This is a genomic window from Bradyrhizobium sp. BR14999 (genome assembly GCF_056106085.1).
In genome coordinates this window covers 3,748,917-3,774,206 of the sequence record NZ_CM148536.1, presented here as the reverse complement: position 1 = coordinate 3,774,206, position 25,290 = coordinate 3,748,917, and the positions used below count along the sequence as shown (strand labels likewise).

19 protein-coding genes and 2 pseudogenes are annotated in these 25,290 nt (G+C 59.5%); 8 read left to right on the top strand and 13 right to left on the bottom strand.

What is annotated here, in order from left to right; translation table 11 throughout:
• Positions 1-246: 246 nt before the first annotated feature.
• Both ACR9YP_RS17365 and ACR9YP_RS17360 read left to right on the top strand, forming a co-directional pair.
• Positions 247-372 (top strand): annotated as a pseudogene (locus ACR9YP_RS17365) (double zinc ribbon domain-containing protein); the annotation flags it as partial.
• Between the two features lie 102 nt (positions 373-474).
• Entirely contained in the window at positions 475-3,615 is a 3,141-nt protein-coding gene (locus ACR9YP_RS17360; protein ID WP_474221075.1) for an ATP-binding protein, read from the top strand.
• A gap of 611 nt (positions 3,616-4,226) precedes the next feature.
• Here ACR9YP_RS17360 and ACR9YP_RS17355 read toward each other — a convergent pair.
• From ACR9YP_RS17355 to ACR9YP_RS17340, 4 genes are all read right to left on the bottom strand, one after another.
• Positions 4,227-4,514: a hypothetical protein gene (locus ACR9YP_RS17355; protein ID WP_438106700.1), complete on the bottom strand. Its 288-nt coding sequence runs from the start codon at positions 4,512-4,514 to the stop codon at positions 4,227-4,229.
• Between the two features lie 956 nt (positions 4,515-5,470).
• Positions 5,471-5,665, bottom strand: coding sequence for a CsbD family protein (locus ACR9YP_RS17350; RefSeq protein ID WP_474220516.1), 195 nt, complete (start codon positions 5,663-5,665; stop codon positions 5,471-5,473).
• Positions 5,666-5,992: 327 nt separating this feature from the next.
• Positions 5,993-7,141, bottom strand: a complete 1,149-nt coding sequence (gene ltrA / locus ACR9YP_RS17345) for a group II intron reverse transcriptase/maturase (RefSeq protein ID WP_474220515.1) — start codon at positions 7,139-7,141, stop codon at positions 5,993-5,995.
• 553 nt (positions 7,142-7,694) lie between these two features.
• A complete protein-coding gene (locus tag ACR9YP_RS17340) occupies positions 7,695-8,033 on the bottom strand; it encodes a nuclear transport factor 2 family protein (protein WP_438106696.1) in 339 nt (112 codons plus the stop codon).
• 156 nt (positions 8,034-8,189) lie between these two features.
• On the opposite strand from ACR9YP_RS17340, the gene ACR9YP_RS17335 reads away from it, so the two are divergent.
• On the top strand, positions 8,190-11,495 hold the full coding sequence (locus tag ACR9YP_RS17335; protein WP_474220514.1) for a LuxR C-terminal-related transcriptional regulator: 3,306 nt from the start codon (positions 8,190-8,192) through the stop codon (positions 11,493-11,495).
• A 371-nt stretch (positions 11,496-11,866) separates the two neighbouring features.
• On the opposite strand, the gene ACR9YP_RS17330 is transcribed toward ACR9YP_RS17335, so the two are convergent.
• Positions 11,867-12,889, bottom strand: a complete 1,023-nt coding sequence (locus ACR9YP_RS17330) for an IS110 family RNA-guided transposase (RefSeq protein WP_474220513.1) — start codon at positions 12,887-12,889, stop codon at positions 11,867-11,869.
• A gap of 216 nt (positions 12,890-13,105) precedes the next feature.
• Between ACR9YP_RS17330 and ACR9YP_RS17325 the strand changes: the two are divergent.
• A pseudogene (locus ACR9YP_RS17325) lies at positions 13,106-13,937 on the top strand (IS110 family RNA-guided transposase).
• Between the two features lie 564 nt (positions 13,938-14,501).
• Positions 14,502-15,250 (top strand): IS5 family transposase gene (locus ACR9YP_RS17320; RefSeq protein ID WP_438102468.1). Its coding sequence is split into 2 segments (ribosomal slippage): positions 14,502-14,832 and positions 14,832-15,250, totalling 750 coding nucleotides; the frame shifts between segments, so codons are not numbered across the junction.
• 236 nt (positions 15,251-15,486) lie between these two features.
• Here the strand turns inward: ACR9YP_RS17320 and ACR9YP_RS17315 are convergent.
• From ACR9YP_RS17315 to ACR9YP_RS17300, 4 genes are all read right to left on the bottom strand, one after another.
• Positions 15,487-15,843 (bottom strand): hypothetical protein, encoded by a 357-nt coding sequence (locus ACR9YP_RS17315; RefSeq protein WP_438106688.1) that lies wholly within the window; start codon positions 15,841-15,843, stop codon positions 15,487-15,489.
• Between the two features lie 247 nt (positions 15,844-16,090).
• The gene (locus ACR9YP_RS17310; protein WP_438106687.1) at positions 16,091-16,312 is read right to left on the bottom strand and encodes a hypothetical protein; all 222 of its coding nucleotides are present in this window, start codon (positions 16,310-16,312) and stop codon (positions 16,091-16,093) included.
• Positions 16,313-17,363: 1,051 nt separating this feature from the next.
• Positions 17,364-17,777: an SRPBCC family protein gene (locus tag ACR9YP_RS17305; RefSeq protein WP_438106685.1), complete on the bottom strand. Its 414-nt coding sequence runs from the start codon at positions 17,775-17,777 to the stop codon at positions 17,364-17,366.
• Positions 17,778-18,090: 313 nt separating this feature from the next.
• On the bottom strand, positions 18,091-19,422 hold the full coding sequence (locus ACR9YP_RS17300) for an adenylate/guanylate cyclase domain-containing protein (RefSeq protein WP_474220511.1): 1,332 nt from the start codon (positions 19,420-19,422) through the stop codon (positions 18,091-18,093).
• A gap of 443 nt (positions 19,423-19,865) precedes the next feature.
• Here ACR9YP_RS17300 and ACR9YP_RS17295 point away from each other — a divergent pair, with 443 nt between their 5' ends.
• The 3 genes from ACR9YP_RS17295 (at position 19,866) to ACR9YP_RS17285 (ending at position 21,987) form a co-directional block, all read left to right on the top strand.
• Positions 19,866-20,648 carry a nucleotidyltransferase family protein gene (locus ACR9YP_RS17295; RefSeq protein WP_438106682.1) on the top strand — a complete coding sequence of 261 codons (783 nt, stop codon included), beginning with the start codon at positions 19,866-19,868 and terminating at the stop codon, positions 20,646-20,648.
• Between the two features lie 4 nt (positions 20,649-20,652).
• Positions 20,653-21,375, top strand: a complete 723-nt coding sequence (locus ACR9YP_RS17290) for a metallophosphoesterase family protein (protein ID WP_474220509.1) — start codon at positions 20,653-20,655, stop codon at positions 21,373-21,375.
• A gap of 336 nt (positions 21,376-21,711) precedes the next feature.
• The gene (locus ACR9YP_RS17285; protein WP_438106680.1) at positions 21,712-21,987 is read left to right on the top strand and encodes a hypothetical protein; all 276 of its coding nucleotides are present in this window, start codon (positions 21,712-21,714) and stop codon (positions 21,985-21,987) included.
• A gap of 323 nt (positions 21,988-22,310) precedes the next feature.
• Here the strand turns inward: ACR9YP_RS17285 and ACR9YP_RS17280 are convergent, their stop codons facing one another.
• From ACR9YP_RS17280 to ACR9YP_RS17265, 4 genes are read right to left on the bottom strand one after another with little or no spacing between them, the layout of a single operon-like run.
• The gene (locus ACR9YP_RS17280) at positions 22,311-22,688 is read right to left on the bottom strand and encodes an NUDIX hydrolase (RefSeq protein WP_091898249.1); all 378 of its coding nucleotides are present in this window, start codon (positions 22,686-22,688) and stop codon (positions 22,311-22,313) included.
• Positions 22,689-22,691: 3 nt separating this feature from the next.
• Positions 22,692-23,642, bottom strand: coding sequence for an endonuclease/exonuclease/phosphatase family protein (locus ACR9YP_RS17275; protein ID WP_438106677.1), 951 nt, complete (start codon positions 23,640-23,642; stop codon positions 22,692-22,694).
• Positions 23,531-24,340, bottom strand: coding sequence for a carbohydrate ABC transporter permease (locus ACR9YP_RS17270; protein ID WP_474220508.1), 810 nt, complete (start codon positions 24,338-24,340; stop codon positions 23,531-23,533). The genes ACR9YP_RS17275 and ACR9YP_RS17270 overlap by 112 nt, the downstream gene beginning before the upstream one ends.
• On the bottom strand, positions 24,337-25,257 hold the full coding sequence (locus tag ACR9YP_RS17265; RefSeq protein ID WP_474221074.1) for a carbohydrate ABC transporter permease: 921 nt from the start codon (positions 25,255-25,257) through the stop codon (positions 24,337-24,339). Before ACR9YP_RS17265 ends, ACR9YP_RS17270 begins: the two co-directional genes overlap by 4 nt.
• Positions 25,258-25,290: the final 33 nt, after the last annotated feature.

Genomic DNA, 25,290 nt, shown 5'->3' with positions numbered 1-25,290 from the left:
TCATAATGCTTGTTGAGCCTGCCGGCTTAAGCTCGTCGAGACAACCGCTCGGGAGGCAACGATGACACCCGGCTGGCTTATTTTCCCTGCGACTATCGCCTGTATCTGCTTCCTGACCATCGTGAGCTTGATCATCCTTGGCGCTTGGTAGGCAGCTGACGAAGAGAATCTTCAAAGAGCGCGCTCTGAAGATTCGCCCATAGACCGACGCGACCTCACGTCGGTCGGAATTCGATCGGGTGCGGCATGAATTGTCCGAGTTGCGGCAGAGTCAACCCAGAGGGAAAGAAGGTCTGTGGCGATTGCGGCGCGCCGCTATTCCTTCGCTGCCCTGCGTGCGGGGCCGACAATCCGCCAGACAAGAACTTCTGTGGCGACTGCGGTGCCGCGCTCACGCCGACAGTACCGCCGCAAGTAACAGCAGGGGCCGGCGCCTCGACGTCCATCGTAGCGCGGGCCACGGAGCGCTCGAGCTTGTCACCCGCGCCAAGTTCTTCCGCCGAGCGTCGCCAGCTCACAGTGATGTTTTGCGACCTCGTCGGCTCGACGGCACTTGCGACAAGGCTCGATCCAGAAGATCTACGAGACATAATCGCCGAGTACCGCGATAGCGTAGCGGCGGTCGTCCGCAAGTACGGTGGCACTATCAGCCGCTACATCGGCGATGGCATGCTCATCCTGTTCGGCCATCCTTCAGCGCATGAGGACGATGCCGAACGCGCGGTGCGCGCTGCGCTTGAGATCGCCGCGCTCAGGCGCGCGCCGAGAGCCCCACCCGAGTTCGAGCTCCGGGTTCGCCTTGGGCTCGCGACTGGTCTCGTCATCGTAGGTGACCTTATCGGCAGCGAAGCTGCGGAGGCACAGGCGGTGCTTGGCGAGACGCCAAACCTTGCCGCTCGACTGCAAGCGCTCGCCGAACCGGATGGGGTGGTAATCGCTGAGGACACGCGGCGGCTCATCGGCGGGCTCTTTGACTACGAGAATCTCGGCGCGGTGACGCTGAAGGGCTTCGCCATGCCGGTGCAAGCCTGGCGGGTGCTGCATGAGGGAACAGCGGAAAGCCGCTTCGAGGCGTTGCATCCTGCGGTCCTCGCCCCGCTGGTTGGGCGCGAGGAAGAACTCGCGCAGCTGGAACGGAGCTGGCGCCGTGCGCGGGTCGGTACCGGTCAAGTAACACTGCTCGTGGGCGAGGCGGGGATCGGCAAGTCGCGCCTCGTTGCGGCTCTGCAGGAGCGTATCGAACGCGAGCCGCACACCTGCTTGCGCTATTTCTGCTCGCCACGTCATCAGGAAAGTGCGCTCTATCCCTTCACCGCACAACTCCAGCGAGCGGCTGGTTTCGATCGTGAGGACACACCGAGGGCGAAGCTCGATAAACTCCGAGTCCTACTATCCCCGGCATTGCCGTCCGACGAGGACGTGGCGATCCTGGCCGAGTTGCTGTCGATCCCGGACGGTGATCTGTATCTGCCGGTTACCGTTACGCCGCAACAAAAGAAGGAGAGAAGCTTCGCCGCTCTGGTTCGCCAGCTTGAAACTCTCGCACAAAGATATCCAATTATGGTCGTGTTCGAGGACATGCAATGGATCGATCCGAGCTCGCGCGAGCTGCTGGACCGGACGGTCGATCGAGTAGCAAGCCTACCAGTTTTGGTCCTGATCACCTGCCGCCCCGAGTTCCCGTTGGTATGGACCGGAAAGCCGCACGTCAGCTTGCTCGTGCTGAACCGGCTTGACCAGAGCGCGGGCGCCGCGCTGATCCGGAGCGTGGCTGGCACCCGGACGCTGCCGACCGAAATCGTCAATGAGATTGCTGAACGAACGGATGGCGTACCGCTGTTCGTCGAGGAGTTGACCAAAGCGGTGCTCGAAACAAGCCCCGAGGGGATCGCGCGAGCCATCTCTTTCGCGCCCCTGCCCGGACTTGCTGTGCCGGCCACGTTGCATGCTTCGTTGATGGCGCGGCTCGACCGAATCGGTCCGATAGCTAAGGAGGTGGCGCAAGTCGGCGCGGCCATTGGCCGCGAGTTCTCCTACGATCTGCTTGCCGCGATCGTGCAGCGGTGCGATCACGAGCTGCAAGCGGCGATCGACCGGCTGATCAACGCCGGGCTCATTTTTGGGCGTGGCGAACCGCCCGACGCCAATTTCTTGTTCAAACACGCACTGGTCCAGGACGCGGCATACGGCACACTGTTGCGCAGCCAACGCCGCGAGCTGCACGCGCGGATCGCTGGCACGCTCGAGGAGAGGCTCGCTAGGGGCATCCAAGAGCAACCGGAGATCCTCGCCCACCATTGCGGGCATGCGGGTTTGATCGAAAAGGCGGTTTCCTATTGGCAGCAGGCTGGTGAGCGTTCCAAGGCTCGATCGGCCATGACAGAAGCAATCGTGCAGATGCGAAGGGCGCTCGATCTGCTATCCCATCTCCCGGATACCCCCGGGCGCCAGGGCACCGAAACTGACCTTCAACTCGCGCTCGGCGGCGCACTGATCGCCGCAAAGGGCCATGCGGCCGAAGAGACCGGCAGGGCCTACGCCCGGGCGCGTTGCCTCTGCGAGTCACTGAACGACACGCCGAACCTGCTCAAGGCGCTCTGGGGCGAGTTCGTGCATTATCACGTGCGTGGTGAAACGGACCGATCCCATCGCATCGCCGAGGACCTGCTCGATTTGGCTGGACGACAAAACGACGCCGCTATTCTTGTCGCCGGTCATCGGGCAGTCGGCGATAGCTGGCTTCATCGCGGACAATTGGCCCTGGCGCGTGCCCATCTTGAGCGGGGGCTCGCCATGTACGATCCGGAGCTGCAGCGCTCTCTGACGGCCCTGTTCGCAGAAAACGCCCGCGTAGCGATGCTTTCGTTCCTGTCGCTGACGTGTGGCCTCCTTGGCTTCGCCGATCAGGCGCGCGTGCAGAGCAATGACGCCCTGGCAGAGGCGCGCGATTCGTCCCACCCGATCAGCCTCGCGTTCGCGCTGAGCGTCGCATGCCGATTGCATTTCGTGCTCGATGATGCGGATATGGTTGGGCGACGGGCGGAGGAGCTAGTTGCGCTCACCACCGAGCAGGGCTTTGCCTTCTTTCTCGCGATGGGGACGGCATATCGCGGCTGGTCGCTGGCCGAGGCCGGCGACGCCGAAGCCGGGGTGGACTTACTGCGGCGCGGTATCGAGGGATTCCAGGCGTCCGGCGCAGCGTGGACTCTTCCGTTCTACCTCGCGCAGCTCGCGGCGGCCGAGGCAAACGCAGCACGATTTGAAACCGGGCTCGGTCAACTATCCGACGCCTTAGCACTAACCCAGAAATTGGGGGTGCGATGGTTCGAGGCCGAGCTGCACCGGCGACGAGGCGAGTTGATGCTAATGGCTCGGCCGGGCGCCGCGGCCGAGGCGGAGACTGAGTTTCGCCACGCCATTGCGATTGCGCGTCAGCAGGAGGCGAAACTCTGGGAACTTCGCTCTGCCGTCAATCTCGCCCGGCTCTGGCGTGATCAGGACAAGGCTGATGAAGCACGCGGTCTTCTCGCGCCGGTCTACGGTTGGTTCAACGAGGGCTTCGACATTCGCGACTTGAAGGAAAGCAAGGCACTGCTGCAAGATCTTTGGGTGTAGACACCTGGAACTTTTACCGTAAGCGCGATCAACTGCAGCTCCGAAGCAATTTCGGGTTTGGCGACTCTACTGTGCCATCGTGTCAGAAGACCAAGGCCGGAGAGTCGCATCGCAAAGTCCTCTTTGCGTCACGAAAATGAGGTCCCAGTCAATCGACGGTATGGTTGACAGTTTGCGAGAGTCCCTGCGAAGCCAAAGTGCGCGTACGTACCTGTGGAATAGAGGGCTGACTAGTGTCGCGATCGGCGTCCAAAATTTGGAAGCCGATTGACACCGGAAAATGCCGGGACAGCGCCAAATCGACGCGAATGACGCGAGGCGGACTCCGACTTACACCATTCGCGTTAATTTATGCGGCGCGTCCCTTGTCTGACTGTTCCTCGACGACGGTCGTCGTTTCTTCTAGCCCTTTTTCGTAGTTGCCCGCGAACCTCTCAATACTATCGGCCCACATGCTCAGGACTGACACTTGAAAGTGCATAATCGGATTCAACGCATTCATACCGATTGCAGTCGTTGCGGTGACGGGATTTTTGGGTCGCGCGCGAAACGGTTTGCGTTAGCGGTCTTGTCTGCCATGCGGTTCGCTCCCTCTTTTTGGTGTTGTGGCCTTAAGCTTCGTGGTGGGTTGTGCCCTGCGTGCTTCTAAAGCACTCAGCCAAGACCTGATCTGCCGCAAGCCTCGCACATCTTTCGTCGTGCAATTCGTCCAGTTTTTTTAAGTAAGCGACGGCCGCTATTTGCAATAGATCGAAATTATCTCCACCAGTATCAGGAAGATTGGCGACGTAGCGATAGAGGGCAGAACGCCTATTATCGTTCTCGCTGATGCCGCTGTGGAACAGCAGGTAGTTCCGCCAAGCGAACGCACACGCACCTTCTATGGCCTGAGAAGTCATAGGCATCCTCCAAAGACAGAGAAAGATTGGCTACCGGTTTCGTTCCGCGATGTAACGTTGTTTCGTAGCTGCACCGCATGGTGCCTACACCGCACTTAAAGTCAGCAGTTCCCCGGCGCGCTCCTGGAACGTCCCACACGCACCCCGAAGATTTTTTAGGAAGTCACTGCGGGAGGATTTGATGAACAAGCATCCGGAATTGGCAACAGCAATGCTGGCAGGAGCATTTTTGCGCCGTGCTCCTAGTCACTCCACCTCTACGTAGAGCACCGCACAACGCGTGGGATCCGCAAGACACCGCAAGCAGGCGTAGGCGAGGAGCCAGATATTTGGCGCGTCAGCGGAGTGCCTTACATGAGGTCAGAACGTTAGGAGCAGCTTCTCACGCGGGCGGCTGGATTGGCTCCATTCGAGAGTTCCTATGACGCGCCCTCACTTGACAAATTCCAGCCGCGTCCCAACCCGCCGTCTCCGATGCCCGCTTCTGGCCCAAAGGCGCTGGTCCGGGCGGCGTGCCTGTTGTCCGCTCATCGAAAAAGAGCGAAACAAACAAGCGGAGCCACCAGCCGGCGCTCATGACCCTCAAGTTCGAGAGCCGAAACAGCCAGACGGTCTTTCCCTGTGGATGGAAACGATGCGTGTTCTTCGCGTTGAGGTCAATGGACGATGACAATCTGCAAGCTCGCAGCGAACAAGCTCTCGTCGTGGTGACCCTCAGCACGGCGACACTGATCGCGTGCGTTACACTTTTAGTTTCTCAATTGTAAGCTTCGTTAAATTGGTGGTGATTGAGTAGTCCGCCGCGATATGCGAGTTGGCCTGGGCTAACACGTCCGGTAAGGAGAGCGACGCGGACCTCGTGCGACGTTCTGGCCCCGAACGGGCACACTCAGCCAGAGCGCTCAGTGGCAAAGAAAAGGCAGCCCGAGGCGGCTAGTCTTGGACTTCCCTCTTGCTTATTTTTTGAGGGCGTCAGCAGCGTCCCGCGCTGCATCCTTCACATCTCCCGCGGCGTTGTGGGCGAATCCCTTGGCCTTGTCGATCTTGCCTTCGGTTTCCATGTCCCTATCGCCACTGAGCTTACCCGCACCTTGTTTGATGGCGCCTTTTGCCTCGTCGGCTGCGCCCTTCACATGTTCTCGATCCATCATCGTGTTCCTTTGCTGTCCGGAAGACCAGCACAACGAAAGAGTCACGCAGTGGTTCCTCGGATAATAACCAGCGGTCTTGCACACGAAGACTTCTGAATTTGCGTCTGAGCCGACCATTGCTTCGCTTCCACCTCGGCTATTCGCAGTAGATCGGACATTGGTCCTCGTCCACGTCTACCGCCACTTTTGGATCCGAGGCGGACTTTTGATCAGGGCTGTAGCAGCGAGAGGAGGCGTTGTCGGTCTTGATGGCGCCGACGCTGGTTCTCGCGCAATATTTCGAGTTCTTTTTCAGCGTTGTCCGTATTCAGACCCTGCCGCCTCAATTCAATAATCAGCGCCTCTTGCGCCGCAAGCTGCCGCTCCCCGGTTCAACTTACCCACCAGCTCTGTGGTTTCTTGCCATGTCCCCGTTCGGACCGTCAGCGCATGGATTTGCTCGACCATACGCTTGATGCTCTTCTTCGATGGCCGGTACCCCAGGCGTGCCTGGCCGGTTCTCTCTGAGTACATCCGCCCGAACGAATAGCCCAAGAAGTCGAACTCCTCTTCCGGGACCTTACAGATTCGTGTCTTTTCCTCGTTGACCATCAGCTTCAGCTTTCCCATGATCATGCGCAATTGACGCAAGGCTTCTTCAGCCTTGCCCCGTTTACACAAGATTACGAGGTCGTCGGCATAGGTCACGATGCGAGAGCCGAGGCTTTGCTCGAGACCGAGCATCTTCCATCCCAGCACAAACCGGCGCATGTAAAGATTCGCCAGCAATGGTGAGATGGGTGAGCCTTGCGGGATGCCGCGCCGCTTGTCCCGTGCCTCGGTCGTCCGTTTCTTCCTTCCTCGATCATCGGTTTCTTCCACGGGACATTCCAGCCACATCTTGATCAGATGCAGCACGCGCCGATCAACAATCCGACGCGCTACCGACTTTAGAAGTTCGGCATGTGGAATGCTCCCGAAGTAGTCCGCGAGGTCGGCGTCTACGACTTCCGGGTGGCCGCGGAACAGCTGCTCTTCCACCTCGACCACCGCCTGTTGGGCATTTCGCCCGGGACGGTACGCGTACTGTTCGGGTGGAAGGCCGGCTTCGAAGATCGGTTCTAGCACCAGCATCGCTGCCGTCATGCAGATTCGATCGCGCAAGGTCGAGATGCCCAATGGCCTGAGTTTGCCATTGGCCTTCGGTATGTACACTCTCCTGATAGGGTCCGGTCGATACGTCTCCTGCCTGAGCGCAAGCGCCAGTTCGCCAAGCCACCGCTGCACCCCGTACGCCTCGATGTCCGCGAAGTCCTGACCGTCCACGCCCGGTGCGCCCTTGTTGGAGCGGCATTGGGCATAGGCATGGGCCAAGATGTCTTCCCGGCTGATCTTGTCGTACAGGGCGTAGAAGCGGTAGCCAGCTTCTGCCTTCGCTTTCGCGTGCAACGCGGTCTGCAGTTTCTGAACACTCTTCGGAGTTGATAGGCTGCCCAATCCCCAGGTCCCTCACTACGTCTTGCGTTCGTCTTGAACTGAGGTCCCTTCCCTCCACCGGCGTTACCCGGCTTCACCAGTACTATGAACCCCTCCGCATCCCCACGGCGTCCGGCCTGTCCCTCGCGGGCGTCCGGTTGATCATCCCTGACCACGTCGTAGGGCCTCCCGTGTTGCGTACGCTTTCCTTGTGTACATGCTGTCGCCACTACCCCGGCGCAGCGGCTGGGTGGATTTCGCTCGTTATCCCAGCCGTATCAGCCTTCCCCGAAAGGGTTGTCGGGTCGGCCTGCGCATCGTCCTTTTCGAGGCTTGCTCGGCGTTCACTCGCGTTACGGCCTGCACACTCGCGCTATCACCAATTCGTGACACGCTAATCGAAGGCTTCAGCCACTTCGTTACCTCCATGACTGCTCCGAATGCTTCCGGCTGGAGCGTTTGCCGGGTGGGGTTTGCACCCACTGGAAAGCGCCGCCTTCTCACGGCGCACACCCAGGGCGGACGTTGGCACCCTCGCGCCGCAAGTCCAGCACGTGACCCACTGCGGCTTGGATCACGCCGCGTGTGAGGGATTGCAGTTTAGCTCCTTGATCCTCCCGGCGGTGTCAAACGCGAAAAGGGCGCTCATCACACCAGTATCGGTGATGTACGAGATAACGGTCCCGTCATTTTGCGAGGGATTGAGATCGTACAACTTGCCGGCCGGATGCTCTCGGAGGCGATCGACCCAATAGGCTCGAAGTGCCTCCCGGCTGTTAATGGTTTTGACGTCGCCACCGCAGCCGCAGTGAACCACGGCATCTTCGGCATACATTTCTAAGATCGCCTCGATATCGCCCGCGCGGTAGGCATCGAGCCAGTCAATCGCAACCGCCATCGGGTCAAATGACATATTTTCTCACCCAAAATGCCCAGAAAGCTCGCGGTTCCATGTCCCGTCAACGCCGCCAAACCTCTTTCTTCATTCAATTATTAATTGTATTTTAATGCCTCACCCGGCCTCGGCCATATGCCAAAGCACATAGATGGCCGGGCCGAGGCAGCGTGCATGTTAAACGTGTCTGCGAAGCAGGGGATATTCCAGCGCACCCGGCTTATGATCGTAGATCGACAACCGATCGTTCTACAGGGGCTGAAATCGATACTCGGAGTCCAGCAGGACTTCGACGTTGTCGCGTCATGCAGCGACGGGACAAGTTGCCTCGAAGCAATTCGGATTTTGATACCCGACGTCGCGCTTATTGCCGACACGCTGCCGGACCTGACGGTATCTGGGATACTCGCCATTGCGAAAGCGGAGAATCTTTCCACGCATTTGGTGTTCTTTACCGAATCCGAATCCGACCACGATCTAACCGCGGCGATTGCTGCCGGCGCCTGCAGCGCAATTTCGAAGTGCGCCTCCCCCGACACCATGTTGCGACTGCTGCGAGCGTTGACGCAGCGGCCCGAGCAGTTAGATCTCTCGCCAACCGGGAAGGAAGCTGACGGTCCCGGCAAAATTGAAAAGAGACTGGAGGTTTTGACACACCGGGAACGTCAAATCGTGCAACTGGTGTCAGAAGGAATGTCGAACAAGGCGATCGCGCGCCAGTTAAACGTTTCACCAGGGACAGTCAAAGTACACCTGTACAATATATTTCAGAAGCTTGAGATCACCAACAGGACTGTGCTCGCTACCCTCGCGTTGTTAAAACATTCCTCCGGCTTCGGCACGCTCGCGCTGGCCTTTCTGGCGATCGCCATTGCGGACGAACTCAAGGCGTCGGAAGCGAGCGACATGCTTCCGAATGACGACAGCATCAGCCAGGCGGGAGAGCACGCCGAATATGACCCCTGGAAGAAAGCTATTCTCCGGCACCTCACCGCCTGGGAATCCGCCGAGATGTCCCCACTTACCCAGAGTGACGTTTTTGCCAAGCTGAGCCAAGTCACGGGCCCGGCGGCGGCCATGGAAGCGCTGCGCCCAGTTGAGCAATCTGCAGGCTCGAAACCGTGGAAAGACTACGGTCCTGTTGGATCGAGCACACCCAATCTTCCTGCGCCTCGACGGCGAGAAACCAGCGGCACACAGATTGGAGGTGAACCGACTCCGGACCATCCGATGTCGCTTCACGGAGGATATGGCACCTTCGCCACTCTCGCAGGCGCGTTGATCTACGCACTGCACGACCCTCATCTCGCCGTGCAGCCGCATGACCCGGGTAAGGCGTTGATCGACAGCCTCGTGGTCGTCGCCGAAGAGAATATGGCCACAAGCCCGGCCGCGATCGCTCATGCCAATGCCAATCGTGTAGACAACTCAGCCCCGGGTTTCCATTCGCTCGATTCCCACCTGCCTTCCGGAGATGTGACCAGGGGAAACGAAAGCGTCGCGGGAGAAGACGCTCGGAGCCAAATGATTCATGGCGCCGAGGGCAACATACTCCAAAAACCTGTTCGCTTAGTGGAGGCCGGTCACGATGCCAGTATTGGCGGAGACAGCCACGATCAGCTGTTGGGCGGCAAAGTTGGTGAAAACGATGTTCATCGCTCCCCGATCGATTCCAATTCTACCTCTTCCCACTCTGCCTTCGATTTCGGATCGGGGTCGAGCAGGATCAATCTTGCGGCTTTCGGAGCGCTTGCATGGTTGCATAAGACAGCAGCAAGCAAGTCCATACCGCCACATACCCTTGCCTGGATCTACAACTCCGCAACCAATGAAACGATCGTCTATGTGAATCCGACCGATCGTGTTCTCGGTATCGGAGATCGCGCCCTGCTGGAAATCCATCTGCAGGGGATCGTATCTCTCGCGGAAGCGGATTTCGCCGACCACCGAGAAGGCGCAGCTGCCGCCGTCACCTTGGAGAAGCTCGAACAAGCGCTGGCATCGGCGAGGCCTCTCGGTGAGACTGTTCTGAGTCAGGACAGTGTCCAGGTCAGCATCGACGCGAGCGAGAGCACGCCCGGGACGGCGGCCATTCTGGCCGACCACGGCTTGGGGTTCCAGTTCGGGCAGACCCGGAACTTGGGGGGAGCGGCAAGGTTCAGAACCCTCACCAGCGATTCGGCGCCATCAACGGAAGAGAGCGCTGCGTCTGGCGAGTCGGTTCGCTTATCATCGATCGAGCCTGCTCAAAGCGCGACGGCAACGGCAGTCGCAAATGTCACATCGAAGAGTGCTTCGATCAATGCGGATGCCGGCGTTTCGTCGACTGAGCTGGTGATCGTCCAACCGAGCGTCGCAGTGGCCGACAGCGCGGACCGCGGTAACTCGCAGCACGCTTTGGAGTCAGGGTTTGCAAGAGCGGCAGCCACGGAATCGACTGAAGCTGAATCCAAACCGGGCGATGGCGTCAGGAATGACACTCCGGCTACGGACGCTGCGGGGGCGTCAGCGAAGACGGCAGAACCAGGCGGCGCGGAACACGGCAAATCCGGGCACTCAACCGCGGCAAACGCGCCGGAAACAGCCGAGAACGTCGACTCGAGCGTCGCAGTGGCCGACAGCGCGGACCGCGGTAACTCGCAGCACGCTTCGGAATCAGAGTCTGCAAAGGCGGCAGCCACGGAATCGACTGAAGCTGAATCCAAACCGGGGAATGGCGTGGAGCAGCACGCTCTGGCTATGGACGCTGCGGGGGCGTCAGCGAAGACGGCAGAACCAGGCGGCGCGGAACACGGCAAATCCGGGCACTCAACCGCGGCAAACGCGCCGGAAACAACCGAGAACGTCAAATCAAGCGTCGCAACGGCCGTTAGCGCGGGCCACGGCGATTCGCAGCACGCTTCAGGGCCAGCCTCTACAAAGGCGGCAGCGAGCGAATCGACTGAAGCTGGTGTCAAACCGGACAATGGCGTCGGGAATGGCGCGGAGCATCACGCTCCGGCTTCGGACGCTGCTGGGGCGTCAGTGGCAGTGAAGACGGCAGAACCGGTCGCCGTGGAACACGGTGACTTGAGACACGATTTAGACTCAGCCTCTGCAAACGCACAGCAAGCAGCCGACATCATAGATCCGAGTGTCGCAACCGGCGGTGACGCCGGACGCGGAAACTCGCAGCATGCTGCGCAATCTGCTGCAATCGCATCGACACAGCCGGCCAAAGCTGCGTTCGAGACGGGCGGCGCAGATCGAGAACCGGTGTTCCACTTCGATAGCGCCGCAGCTCCTTCTACTGTCATCGCGAGAGTCGAGCTTAAGGAACTTAATGATCCGCTCGATCTGCGCGTTCCGCCCGGTCAGCCAGAGGACCTCGAGATGATCATCAAAATGGTCCTCAATGCACCGGGCGAACAGGCGGCCAACCACGGCAATAATGGTCCGCATCACGCCATTGGACCTGCGCCACATGACCTGCTGATTTGAAGCGTTCCATCGTCATTGACCGAGATGGGCAGGAGCGCGGCAGCGAGAGCGTGATGTTGAGCAGGCTGCCGCCAACATAGGCCGCCGATGTGAGATCCCCCCGCGTCCGCAGCTTCGCGACTTCCGCTCTTGATGCTGTTGTCTAATCGCTGCCGGGGCGTCAAGCATATAATCCCTGAGGAGACACTGCCGGGTGCATGGTTGTCTTCGCGGTCGGCATCAGCCGCCGCATGATGGAGCTTCGCGGGACGAGCCTTCAATGTGGACGACGCACTTTGCTGAGTCAGCAATGCAACAGCATCAGCGGAATGGCTCGGCTCACGTCCCGGCAGGGACGCCTTAGGCGTTCGGGTTCCGAACGCGATCTGGACTTATGCGGCGGCTCCGGCATTCGGGTTAAACAGCTCGCCGGTCTTAAGCATCGTATGCATTATTACCGCCAGTTTGCGGCCACAGCCACGGCAGCTCTTTTGAAGCCGATCCTCTGCCGGAGCTGCAGACCCCACGTGCGCAGCGTGCTGTGGGTTGAGCTGCGCGTCAGAATGACCGCCGCCGCTTCGTAGAGAAGCCCTCGCAAATTGTGGTTCACGTCGGGATATATGGCCGTGATAATCGACTTCTCCGGATTGGTAGCGGCGCGTTGTTAGCCCGATCCACGCACCGACAGATCGGGACTTCCTGAAGTTGTCAGGCTCCTCAATTGCTGTGGTAAAGGAGGTTGCGGTGATCGCACCGATGCCAGGAATCGATATGAGGATGCGGCAAGCCTGACTCTGGCGCGCGTCCCGCACCAATTGGCGTCCGAGTTCGGCGGCGCGGAGGCGAATGCCGCGCCAGGCTTCCAGCATCGGCAGCACGATGGATGCAAGTCCGTCCTGGTCGGCAAGAAGGCTCCGCACATTCTTCTCGAAGGTGCTTCCCTTTCCGGCGGGAACGAGCAGACCGAAGGTTTTCATGACACCGCGGATCTGGTTGGAAAGCTCGGTAGTGATTCGGACCAGCCGCGTCCGCGCTGCGACAAGCGTGCGGGTCAGCATGCTGTCGAAGCCCTTCACACGCACCTCACGAAAGAACCCGACTTCCGCGAGCTGCGCCAGACCATCGGCGTCGTTCGCGTCCGTCTTATTCGTTGCCATATCGAGCGCCGCTTTAGCATGGCGCGCATCGATGCAGATCGCCGGCAACCCTTCGGTGCGCAGAGAATGATAGAACCATACCGACAGCGGTCCGGTCTCGAATACCACGCGTTTCACGGATGGCGCCCGCTTGCGGATAAGCTCGGCGACAATGCTGGGATCAGAAGCGCACTTGCCGCGCCAGATCCGTTCACCTGCTCGGCGGATCGAGACTGCCGTCTCTTTCATCGACACGTCGAGACCAATATACTCTTCCATGGCTGTTCTCCATTCGATGCTTGGGCCCGGCGTCCAGTCGTGAGCCCGTATTTCCATCCTATCGGGGAACAGCCACCAGCTTCCATTGTCGGTTGGGACTGATTCAGGGGCGACTCGCTCCCGCGATTACCCCATGTGGACGGCTCCTCCACCGGCACGAGAGTGCCAAGGTATGGGCACCGTTTTTGAGGCTCCCACGATTCGGAGGAGCAGCCTATGCAGTCAATTTCGACGATCGGTCTGGATATTGCGAAGTCGGTCTTTCAAGTGCATGGCCGGGCAAGTGGTCATACGGCGTCAACTCAAGCGCCGTTTCGTGCTGTCCTTCTTGTGCCGACCAAAACGGTCGAGCAACAGAGCTGTCTGATGCTTCATCGAGCGCGCCACCTCTTCATCCGCCAGCAGACTGCCGTCATCAACTTCAATCCGCGCCTATCTTGCCGAGTTCGGGATTGTCGCCCCGGTCGGGCGCCGGGGCGTCGATCAGTTGCTGGAAGTCGTCGCCGATACAGCTGACCGCCGGCTCCCGGAGGTGGCCCGCGCATGTCTTGCTGCTCTCGGCAGTCAATTGCGGGCGCTGAAGGTGCAAATCCTGGAGTTCGACAGGCGCATTGTCGCCTGGCATCGATCGAGCGCGACGAGCAAGCGACTGGACGCGATCCCTGGTGTCGGTCCGGCGCTGGTCGCGCGCGTTGCTGATGCCAAGGCGTTCCGATCGGGTCGAGACTTCTCGGCCTGGGTTGGGCTCGTGCCGAAGCAGAACTCGAGCGGAGGCAAGGACAAGCTTGGCAGTATCAGCAAGCAGGGCGATCGCTATTTGCGCAGCCTGTTCACGGCCGGCGCACTCGCCGTGATCCGCTATGCCAAGATCCATGGAACGGGGCCTCGACCCTGGCTCTCCGCATTGCTGGCGCGGCGAGCAACTAAGGTCGCTGCCATCGCGCTCGCCAACAAACTCGCCAGGATAGCCTGGGCGATGATGGCGAGGAACGAACGCTACAAGGAACCCGCCGTAAATGAGATTACGCCGGACATGCGTGTGACGTAACGGTTGGAAGGGCGAACAGCACTTAATGCAGCGCCGGTCGATCCGGCGATCAGGACAACCCACACGGGCCATGGCATCTCCGAAATGCGTGCTTTTGATCGGGACCTGATCCGCGGAGGGCATTATGGCCAGCGGTCACGTGAACCGCGCAAACAGGCCGAACACATGGCCGCTCCGACCAACGCCGCAAAGTAAAGATTCTCCTTGCCAACCCGGAGCCGTCCACACATGGCCCAACTCGGACCTCTGGTAAGGTCAGCTATCGCGTAGCTATCAGGGGCGCAGCAGACATCCACGCGCCGATCGCGATTTACGAGTGCGTGCCCTACCCCGATTTCCGGCCAATCAATGTCAGCGAGCGTGACGTGCCACTGCCCGAAGATCTGCCAACGTGATCTTGCCGGACCGCGCAGCGGCAATCAGTTGTTCTGCAATTTATTTGCGGGTTTCGTGGTAGCCGTGGTGAGGAGGTAACTCGCAGCAGATTTCTTCTAAGGCCTGTTTACAGACAGGATTCCCAAATCAGTAGAAAATTGATTCAAGGCTGAAAATTGGAGATCAGCCTTGATTCGATTGATGTTGAGCGATGCGCAGTGGGAGCGGATTGCGCCGGAATTGTCTGGCAAAGCCGGTGATCCCGGCGGCACCGGGCGTAACAACCGGCTCTTTATCGAAGCAGTTCTTTGGATTGCGCGCACGGGCTCGCCGTGGCGAGATCTGCCGGAAGCGTTCGGCAAGTGGTTCACAGTGTATACGCGCTTCTGGCGCTGGGCGCAGAAGGGGGTCTGGGAGCGGGTCTTCAAAGCTCTCTGTGACGATCCCGATTTCGAATATGTCCTGATCGACGGCACACTCGTCCGGGTCCACCAACATGGCACCGGGGCAAAAGGGGGACTCAAAATCAGGCCATAGGCCGCTCGCGTGGTGGCCTGACTACCAAAATCATGGCTCTGGTCGACGCACTCGGCAATCTCATTCGCTTCGTCCTGCTGCCCGGCCAGCGTCACGACAGCATTGGCGTCGAGCCTTTGATCACTGGCCTCGATTTTGAAGCGCTGATCGGCGACAAGGCCTTCGATAATAACTGGCTGCGCGCCAATCTGAACCAACGCGGCGCCGCAGCGGTCATCCCGTCCAAGGCCGACCGCGCCGGGCGCATCCCGCACGACGCCGAAATGTACAAATGGCGCCACCTGGTCGAGAACTTCTTCTGCCAGCTCAAGGCATTCCGCCGCATCGCAACTCGCTACGAAAAGACAGACGCCTGCTTTGCCGGCCTCCTCAATCTCGTCGCGGCTTTCCTCGCAAACTAGCGACTGTAAACAGGCCTTAGTACGGCATCCAGATTTGCTTGTGTGCGATCAATTCACTCATAATCAACCCCTCCTTGAGGGTCGTTCTGATCGGACTCGTGGCAAGGGTCCATTCCGGGAAACCACCGCAACATAGGCATCCCTGGCCACGACTTGAGCAGACCCCTGAATTCCCCCGATTCTTTCGCTGCATCTGCCCTCGCGTGGAACCGAAACCTTCTTACTCAATGTGGAGTTTAAGCGACGGGGCTCGCAGTGGAATGAGTCGAGCCATGACCCAGAGCGATGTGTTTCTTACTTTCACAAGCGTTGCTCTCCTGATCGAGATCGGGCGTTTCATCGCACTCGGGGTAATCTGAATCAGCCTTGTCTTCGCCACCACGACCTAAGTCGCGGTGGATTCCGACCAATGGAGTTCTCTTCGTCGTGGGAACGATCGAGGGCGCCTCGATGTCCAGCTCGCGAAGTCGCTGCATCTGCCTTTTGAGGCTTGAGGGCAACTCGACTTCCTCTCGCAGCAATCCACGCAGACGCTCTCCAATCTCATGAGCGATTGCGCGGCCGTGTGTCTGGTCAATGCTGATGTTGGGCATGCTCGTTCGGTCCCGTGAGCCTGGTCAAAACGATTACTCGGGCCTTCCAAGCCCTGCCACGATCCAATACTTCCGTTTCTGGAAGGAGAGGCGGAGACCGTTGCCTTTGGCAATCTGCGCGGGCGCTGGTTTCCTAAACAGCGGTATCCCCGCGACATGCGCTGTTTGTGGGAACAGCGGGCGACCGTCTCATGTGTTAATGCCGCGACGGGATGATCGTTCCCGGTTGTACACCAAATGCCAATTCTCATGCGGCGTTGGCCGGGCGACTTTGCGGATATGCGTTCACTTCGATTTCAACGACGTCCTTCGATCGCCGTCGAAGGTGGTAAAATGCAAGTTCATGTTCGAGCATTGGGCAGTGGAAACTAACGAGCGCTGTATCTGGCAATCGGCAGAGTTCATCGATGAGATCGCCCACAGTAATGATCGGGGGATCGGCGGTCGCATTGCGGATAGCCTTACTCATGGCGCTACTCCTTGCGCTAACCTGCCCTAATCGTCCCAGACCAACCTTGTGCAAGCCCGCGCTCGAGGACGTGGACGGTCTTGCGGTGTGCAGTATGAAGGAGAGTTTGGAGGAGCCGGAGCGGACGGGGGATATCGCCGATCGTCCGCCGGATTGACTTCCGGAGAGAAAAAATCGACCACCATGGCCGCTCCTTTGCGTGCCTTCCGTTTCACAAAGTTAGCGAGGTTCGGTTTGGTTCCGTCTCCGCACACGTTCTGTTTTGATTCGTCGAAGAGAGTGCAATGCCGCAAAGCCTCAGGATTCGTTCTCGTGCCCCGACCGCTTGTTGCGTCGCCCGACAGATGAAATGGATCCGCAGGCCGGGCATTTCACCATCACGAACGAGTCCCGCGCCGCACTTGGGTCATCATCAACCCAGTGCTGCACGAATTGATGCGTAGAGGGACAGCGGAACATAATCGCGGTCATTGCCACATCATCGATCATTCGCTCGCGGCGATGATGACGCAGATCAATGCTGGGATGCTATCTCTCGGGTGGCTTCAGAGGACTTTCGATCAGCCGCGAACGATGGCAAATTTCATCGGATCGCTTTCGTCGCAAGTGGCGCAGCGATACTCCACCTCCTCCGACACTGACGGCGCAGCTTCCATCGGCCTATCGCAAATCGGACAGGTTTTCTGTCTCAAACATACGAATGGCATTGCTTCCTCAGCCCGCAGCAATGTCGGCCTAGTCTGGAAAGCTATCTATTCAAAGCGCTTAGCGGGGCACTCGGTTCTTTTACGGGTGTGCGTCGGTAGTAGGAGACCCCACCCGGTCCCAAGGCTTGGTCTTCGACTTGAAAACAGCGGCGCACCGGTCAAGCTGCCACATCCAGCAACAAGCGTCTAGGCTCATAGAATCGATGTCGGCCAAATCTTGTGATCAGTTCGAGTATATCCGGCCGTGATCCTAAGCCGACCGTTCACTATTCAGTTTTTGTCAGTTGCTCCGCGGAAACCGAAGACGCCCGTCAGCGACCACCATCTCCAGCCCTCGCACACCTTCACGTCTTCTCCTTCACCTCCACGTATCGCGCGAAGTTGTCGAGGATTGCCTGCCAACCGCCCTGCTGCTGCTCGACTGAGTGGGTCGGTTCGCTATCGAAGACAACGCGGACGAGAACGCCCTTCGGGCCGGGCAGGAACTCGACTTCGGCCTTTCGATCGCCGAACGCATATTCGATCCGCTCGTGTTCAGCGATCTTCGTATAGGTACCGGCGAAGTCGAAGCCCATGCTGCCGTCCTTGGCCTCCATGCGGGACGAGAAGGCGCCGCCATCCCGCAAGTCGACCGTAGCCTTGGTCGTATGCCAGTCGTCCGACGCTGCGTTCCACTTCACGATGTCGGCCGGCGTCGTATACGCACGCCAGACCTGATCGATCGGGGCTGCTACATTGGCTTTGACGGTGATTCTCATCGGTATTGCTCCAGTTCAATTTCAACGGCTCGAGGTAACGACACATCCGGGAAGTCCATCCAAGGACGATCGAGACCCATCCATGCCGACACGGTCCAGTCGTTAATGCGTAAGAATTTGAAAGCGTGTTGTTAGTAGGTCCTTTTAGCCATCCACGAGCGACCGCAAGCCAATTGGAGGTCGCCCCTTGCGGAGAGTCCCGATGTGGCCCAAAGACGAAGATCGCGATTGCGGCCGGCACGTCAGCAGCCGGGGCCGGACCGGACGTGGTAATCACGTGGCCAAACCGACGCGAATGACCCCGGAGCGGACATCACGTTGGCTGCACGATTGAAGCTGACCGCGCAGCGAAGATCCTCACCCCTTCGACCAGTCCCTTGAGCGCATGAACGCCACGATCCTCGAAGTGGAGACCAGAACCCGCAACCAGATCCCTGAGTACACTCGACGTTAGGATCTCCCCCGGGGCAGCCAGTTGAGCAACCCGAGCTGCGACGTGTACGGCAATCCCGCCAATATCATTCGGCAAAATCTCTATCTCCCCGGTGTGCAGACCGGCCCGAACTTCCAGGCCCAGGTCGCGTACGGCTTCACGGACAGCCTCGGCGCAACGTACTGCACGGGCGGGACCGTCGAACGTTGCAACAAACCCATCGCCGGTCGTCCTGATTTCCTTGCCACGAAATCGAGCGAACTCGCGACGCACGCTCGCGTCATGCCTCACCAAAAGGTGGCGCCATTCGCGGTCGCCAAGCGAGCATGCGCGCTCTGTCGAACCAACAATATCGGTGATCAATACTGTCGCCAAACAACGTTCCATTTCGTAATGAGAGCGCGACCCGGTCAAGAATTCTTCTATTTCGTCGAGAATCCGTTGTGAGTCGCCTGCACAGAACAGGTGATCATTGCCTAATAACTCGACGTAGCGCGCACCGGCAATGTGTGCGGCCAGATAACGACTCGCCGCGACATTCACGCGCGGGTCATCTGTTCTGTGCATTATCAACGTGGGTACGTGAATGACGGGTAAGACGCCGCGGATGTCAATTTCGCTGTTCATCCGCATGAGTGTCTTCACGGCCGACGGGCTGGCGCCGAGCCGCTCGAAGCGAGCCCACCAGTTGCGAAACGCCCTGTCTTGAGCAAGGCTCGGTGCAAACCCGGGAACAAGCGCTCCGCTCCCCCACGACTGTTCAACCTCTTCCAAGAAACTGGCAAGTTTTTCTGGCGACATCACGGCCGTCGAAAATAGCCCGTAAGAGCCATAGAGTACGAGAGCAAGGGTGCGGCCAGGATGTGTGGCAGCGAACAGCAGTGACATCGGACCGCCCTCGGAAATGCCGAGGAATGCTGCGCGCTTCGAACCGACCGCGTCCATCACCGCACGCGCGTCATCCATTCGCTCCTCAAGCGTAGGAATTGCCGTAACCTGATCTGATAACCCGGTTCCTCGCTTATCAAAGCAGATCAAGCGAGCGAACGAGGCGAGCCGTTCCATGAAGCCGGCCCAGCGAGGTTCATCCCAAACGTGATCGACATGCGAGATAAATCCCGGTACCCAGACAAGATCGAATGGACCGTTGCCAATGACCTGATAAGCGATATGGACCTCGCCGCTTCTGGCGTATCGGGTTTCGGGAAGCATCACTAATCATTCCGCCTGATGCGATCGGAATTGAAGCTTTTACTATTTAGCACACGCCGCTAGTCGGCGGCTCTCATTTTCGCCCAAAGGCGGGACATTCCGACGGCTCGTTCCATGTCGGATTTTGGCCCGCCTCGGACCTCTGGTGGGGTGGGCTATCGCGCCGCTATCAGGGGTATAGCGGACCTCACCGCATACGCCCATGTTGTCGACCGCCGTGCGCAGATGTTTGACGCGCTTCTCTGGCTCGCTGAAGACTTATCGAATTTGAAGACGAATCAATTCCTCAACGTCGCCAAGGCACGCTGAAAGCGAAGTCCATCGACCATTGCGAACCGGTTTGTTGCCGGTGGGACCTAGGGCGCGCGGAACTTTGCATGGTCTATTCGATTGTCGAACAGGGACCCTCATGGCCGAAGCCGATGAGCTTCGAGTGAACTATTATGGCCAAGGAGACCACTGGATCGATAGAGACGATCGCTGCGGCCGCCGAGCCGATCGTGCCATCGGCCCGCGCCGAGGTGTTTTACACTCAGGCCTTGCGCGAGCTCGCGAAGCTGGATCTGCCGTTTCTTTTGGCCGGCACGTATGCGCTCAGCGCCTATACCGGCGTGGTGCGCGCTACCAAAGATCTCGATATCGTGTGCAAGCCGACTGACTATCCACGTGTTCTCAACCACTTCCGCAACCTCGGGTACACCGTCGCAATCGAGGACGAACGCTGGCTCGGCAAGGTCTTCCAGGACGAGCACTTTTTCGATGTGATCTTCGCTTTCTGGCATGGCATGGCTCCCGTGACCGACCAATGGTTCGAATCCGCGCCGCGCATCGAGGTGTTCGGTACGCCGATGCGCATCATCGCCCCGACGGAGTTGATCTGGTCCAAGGCCTTCGTCCAGCTGCGGCACCGTTACGATGGCCCGGATATCGCGCATCTCATTCTCAAGCAGCACGATCAGATCGACTGGCGGCGTCTGCTTGCCTACATGGAGCTGCATTGGGAGGTGCTTCTGGCACATCTACTCAACTTCCGCTGGGCCTATCCGAGCGAGCGCGATTGCCTGCCGCGCTGGCTGATGGACGAACTGGTCGCCCGCCTGAAGACCCAGTTCGAACTTCCTCCTCCGCGCGTGAAGATATGTCGGGGGCGCCTGTTTTCGCAGGTCGATTATGCCCCGGCCGTTGAGGAATGGGGCTTTGCCGACGCAGACCAGGATAGCGAGTAGCGCGATGTCCGAAAAACCCGACACGCTCACCTTCGCTGCCATTGGCGATCTCCACGTGAAGGAGGACCGCACGTTGTCCTTCCGGGAACTCTTTGCCGAGCTCTCGACCAAGGCCCGGGTGCTCGTCCTTTGCGGCGACCTCACTGACCTCGGCAAGCCGTCCGAAGCGGAACTTCTGGCGGAGGATTTGCGCGCCTGCTCCATTCCCGTTGTCGGCGTGCTCGGAAACCACGACTACGAGTCCGGGCAGACTGAAGACGTAAAGAGCATTTTGAAGGGCGCCGGAATGCACCTGCTCAACGGGCAGTCGTACGAAATCGATGGCGTCGCCTTCGTCGGCGTGAAGGGCTTCATCGGTGGGTTCGGCCGCCGCATGCTCGCTTCGTTCGGCGAGGCCGTCGTCAAGAGCCTGGTCGCCGAGGCCGTCAACGAAGCGACGCGCCTCGAAAATGCGATGCGCGCGGTGGCGAGCAAGCAGGCTGTTGTCGTCCTTCACTATGCGCCGATTCTCGATACGGTTGAAGGCGAGCCGCTGGAGATTCTTCCGTTCCTCGGCTCGTCACGCCTCGGCGAAACGATCGATCGATTTACGGTGAGTGCGGTCGTTCACGGCCATGCTCATCAGGGCCGCTATGAAGGCCGCACGCCCGGAGGCGCGCGGGTTTACAACGTGGCGCGGTCAATCAAGAAGCCCAGCGGTCGACCCTACGCCTTGATTCAGGTTTGAGGCGGGCTGCCACGGCGAAGCCCGTGGCTCCGAGCTCTTTGACGCTATGGACCTCGATATTGGGCGTTTCGTTAATGCGCAGTGTCGAAGTTGGCCTGCTCGACCCGACCATTCTTGACCGTGATCTCGCCATAGAGCGCCGCGGTCGCGCCGAAAATGATTCCGCTCTCGGCGACAAACGCGCGCGCGGGAGCAGCAGTTTTTTTTGCAGGGGCGCGTGCGCAGTCATGAGTGTAAGCGAAGCGGATTGTTTCGAGGTGCTGTCCTCAAAGGGACTCACGTAGAAACAACGGCTCGGTGAGTTCGCGGCCATCATTGCATACATTGGAGGGTCTCATGCGATTCATTCTCCGTGTTCTCGCCGCATCCGTAGTTCTCGTCTTCTATCTTCCCGTAATCTCGGGAGTAACGCTTGCGATTGCTGATGCAACTGGCGGGTTGCCGGGCACTCTCACCGGCTGGTGGAAGTATATCGGCGATGTGATCGCCGAAGGCGCTGGCTTTTCTGCAAGCTACAAAGAGAACATGTTCACTATATGGGGCATCGCGGCGCTCCTCAGCGTCATTGGTCACACACTGCTTTCGATTTCGAGGGCGTGGATGCATCGATGAGGAATTTCGGGAAACCCCGCTGCTTGCCTGAACGCAACCGAAGGGAAGGACTGCGCGGTCGTGTACCAGGTCGCTCGCGGCCTGCGAGGCAGTCCGCTTCTGGCGCTCCTGAGACATGCTGGGCTGGCCGAACGTCCGGTTTGTGCCAAGAACGCCTCCCCAACTCAGGTTTGGGGCCACCAAGCTCCGACCCCGGCTGTGAAAAGGAAGCGGAGAGCTCAGCGCAGTATGAAGCTATCTAAGAGCGGCAGGTACGCCTAGAAGGTTTTGGTGACCTGTCGGCGTCGGTCATGCTCCGCATAGTGAGGGACCAAACGGAAGGCTCATTCTGGAAACAGCTTGTCGCGAATGTATCGCGAGGTTGGCGTCAGTTTGAGTCCGCGCGGTTTTCGCCATGCCGCCCTGTCGATCTCCCTCTTGTCCCCGATCTTTAATGGACCTGAAACCTTCTTGGTCAGGAAGATCGCGTCGCTCATCTTTCGGCCGGTGAGGCGATTCTTGCCATTGACTTCCTTCCACAGCCTCAGCTCACCAAGCCTGAGCTTGGGTAGCTCTTCGGTAATCTCGCGACGGAGACACTTTCTCTCACTCTCGCCGGCTCGCCTGCGGCCGCCCGGAAACATCCAATGCTTGTCGCGTCGACGTCTGACCAGGAGTACCCTGCCCTTCCGCGCGACCACAAGTTTTGATGACTTCGCCATTCTCTATTCCGCCAGTTCGATCGCAACAGGTTGGTGATCGGAAGCATCGGTCGCTTCGTTGACGTCGATTCTGCGAACCTGACTGATCAGATCTTCGGTCACGAAAATGAAGTCGCGACAGTCCGGGCCATCGACCCATTGCGCGCGGTCGTAGATTCCGCAAGTCGGTGCGCGCGGGCGGTCGGCACGACTAGCGGTCCATGCATCCCGATAGGTCAGACCGGGCCGGCTGGACCGGTCGATCAAGGCATGCTGGGGGTCGCTGACGTCGAAATTGAAATCGCCGCACATCAAGCTCGAGGCAGCGACGGTCTGGCTTCCATACGGCTCATCGTACCGGGAACCGGCCTGCCTGGGATTCACCGACGCCTCCTCCTGCAAATCCAGCAGCCTCGCGACCTGCGCTTCGCGCTGGTCGGTTGAATGAAACTCGAGATGCGTGTTGACGATGCGAATCGCGCCGAATGAGGCCTGCACCGTCACCTCCAGGGCGTGACGGCGCATGCTGCGCACTTTGGCCGCGCCTGGCCACGGCAGCAGGTGATTGGCGATTTGTAGCACCGGCAATCGCGAGAGCGTCATGTTGCCGAAGCGGTGGAGGTTGCCATCACCATCGACCGTCTCGATCGCCGGCCGGAATATTGCGGAGTAGCCGGGCAGCAGGGCTGCGAGCTGCGCACTCTGATCCGCACCATCGCCGAATCTCGAAAAATTGGCGCTCACCTCCTGGAAGCAGAACACGTCCGCATCGAGCGTCTGCCTTGCGACGGCGACGATCCGCGCCAGATCGGTCACCCCGTCGCAACCTTTTCCGCACTGGATGTTCCAGGTGAGAAGCCGCATTACCGGATACCTGCACGCATGAATGACTGAACGAACTGGCGCTGGAACAGCAGAAACGCGATCAGCAGCGGCGCCATCGTCATCACGGTTGCCGCCGTGATCACCGACCAATCCACGCCGGTTTCAGGCGCGCCGAACACGGCAAGACCTACCGTGAGCGGCCGTGCTTCCACCGAATTCGTGACGATCAGCGGCCACAGGAAGTTGTTCCAGTGATAGCTGACCGAGACGAGGCCAAACGCGACGTAGGTCGGACGGGCCAGCGGGACGTAAACTCGCCACAGGATTGCCAGCGGCCCTGCTCCCTCGACACGAGCGGCCTCGACCAGTTCCTGGGGCACACTCTTGAAGGTCTGGCGGAGCAGGAAGATGCCGAAGGCGCTCGCCAGATAGGGCAACGCGATCGCAGGGATCGTATCCAGCAGGCCAAGCCGCGAGATCGCGCGATAGTTCTCGACGATGAGAACGTCGGGCATAATCATCAGCTGGAGCAGAACGAGCGCGAAGGCGATGCCGCTGCCCCTGAATTTGAAGCGCGCAAAGGCGTAAGCCGCCAGCGTTGACAAGATGAGCTGCCCGACCAGGATCAACGTCACCAGGACGACCGTGTTCAGATAATAGCGGGCAAACGGCGCCTGCCGCCAGGCCCGTCCAAAATTCTCCAGCGTCCAGGGCGCGGATAGGCTGAACGAGGTCGCATAGGCGGCCGGATGCAGCGCACTCCAGAAGGCATAGGCCAACGGCGCAAGCCAGATCAGAGCGAGCACCCAGGCCGCGACGGCCTCGACGGGATGTGTTCGGCCTCTCATTGGTAGTGGATCCTGCGATCGAGATAGCCGAACTTGATCAGCGCGACCGCGCTCAGGATCACCAGAAGCACTGCCGTCAGCGTTGCGGCGTAAGAGGAGTCCTGGAAGGTGAAGGCGACTTCATAGATGTAGTAGAGTAGCAGCGTGCTGGCGTTGTTCGGCCCGCCCTTGGTCATGATGACGAGGTGGTCCACCAGCTTGAACGAGTTGATGACCGCGTTGATCGCCACGAACAGTGTGGTCGGCATCAACAACGGAAACGTGATCCGGCGGAACGTATACCATCGGCTTGCGCCTTCGATGGAGGCGGCTTCTTCGAGATCCGGCGACAGTTGCTGCAGCGCCGCCAGATAGAAGATCATGAAGAAGCCGGCCTCCTTCCAGATCACCATGACGATCAGACACTCCATGACCGTCGAGGGATCGCCAAGCCAGTTCCAGCCGGCGAGACCGAAAACGCCGCGCAACTGATCCAGCAGGCCGTAATCCGGCGTGTAGAAGAACAGCCAGATGTTGGCGACCGCGATCATCGGCAGCACGGTCGGCGTGAAGTAGGCGAGACGCAGAAAGCCGCGGCCGCGCATGTTGCGATTGACCCAGATCGCCATCACGAGCGCGAGCGCGATCGAAGTCGGAATCGTGCCGAGCGCGAACCAGAAATTGTTGACCAGCGCCTTCCAGAAGATCGGATCGGCGACCATCCCCTGATAACTGTCGAGGCCGACGAAGACCTCGGTGCCGTTGCGTTTGGTGATGAACAGCGAATGCCGGATCGTCGCCAGGATCGGGTAATGGGTGAACGCTATCAGCAGGACGGCTGCCGGCAACAGCAGCAGCCAGGCGTTCACGGCATTCCACCACGCCTGCGATCCAGCGCGGCGTTCAGAAACTAGCGATGCGGCCGCGGCGTCGGACATTTCCGAGGAAGCGGGACGGCGGCGTACCGCCAT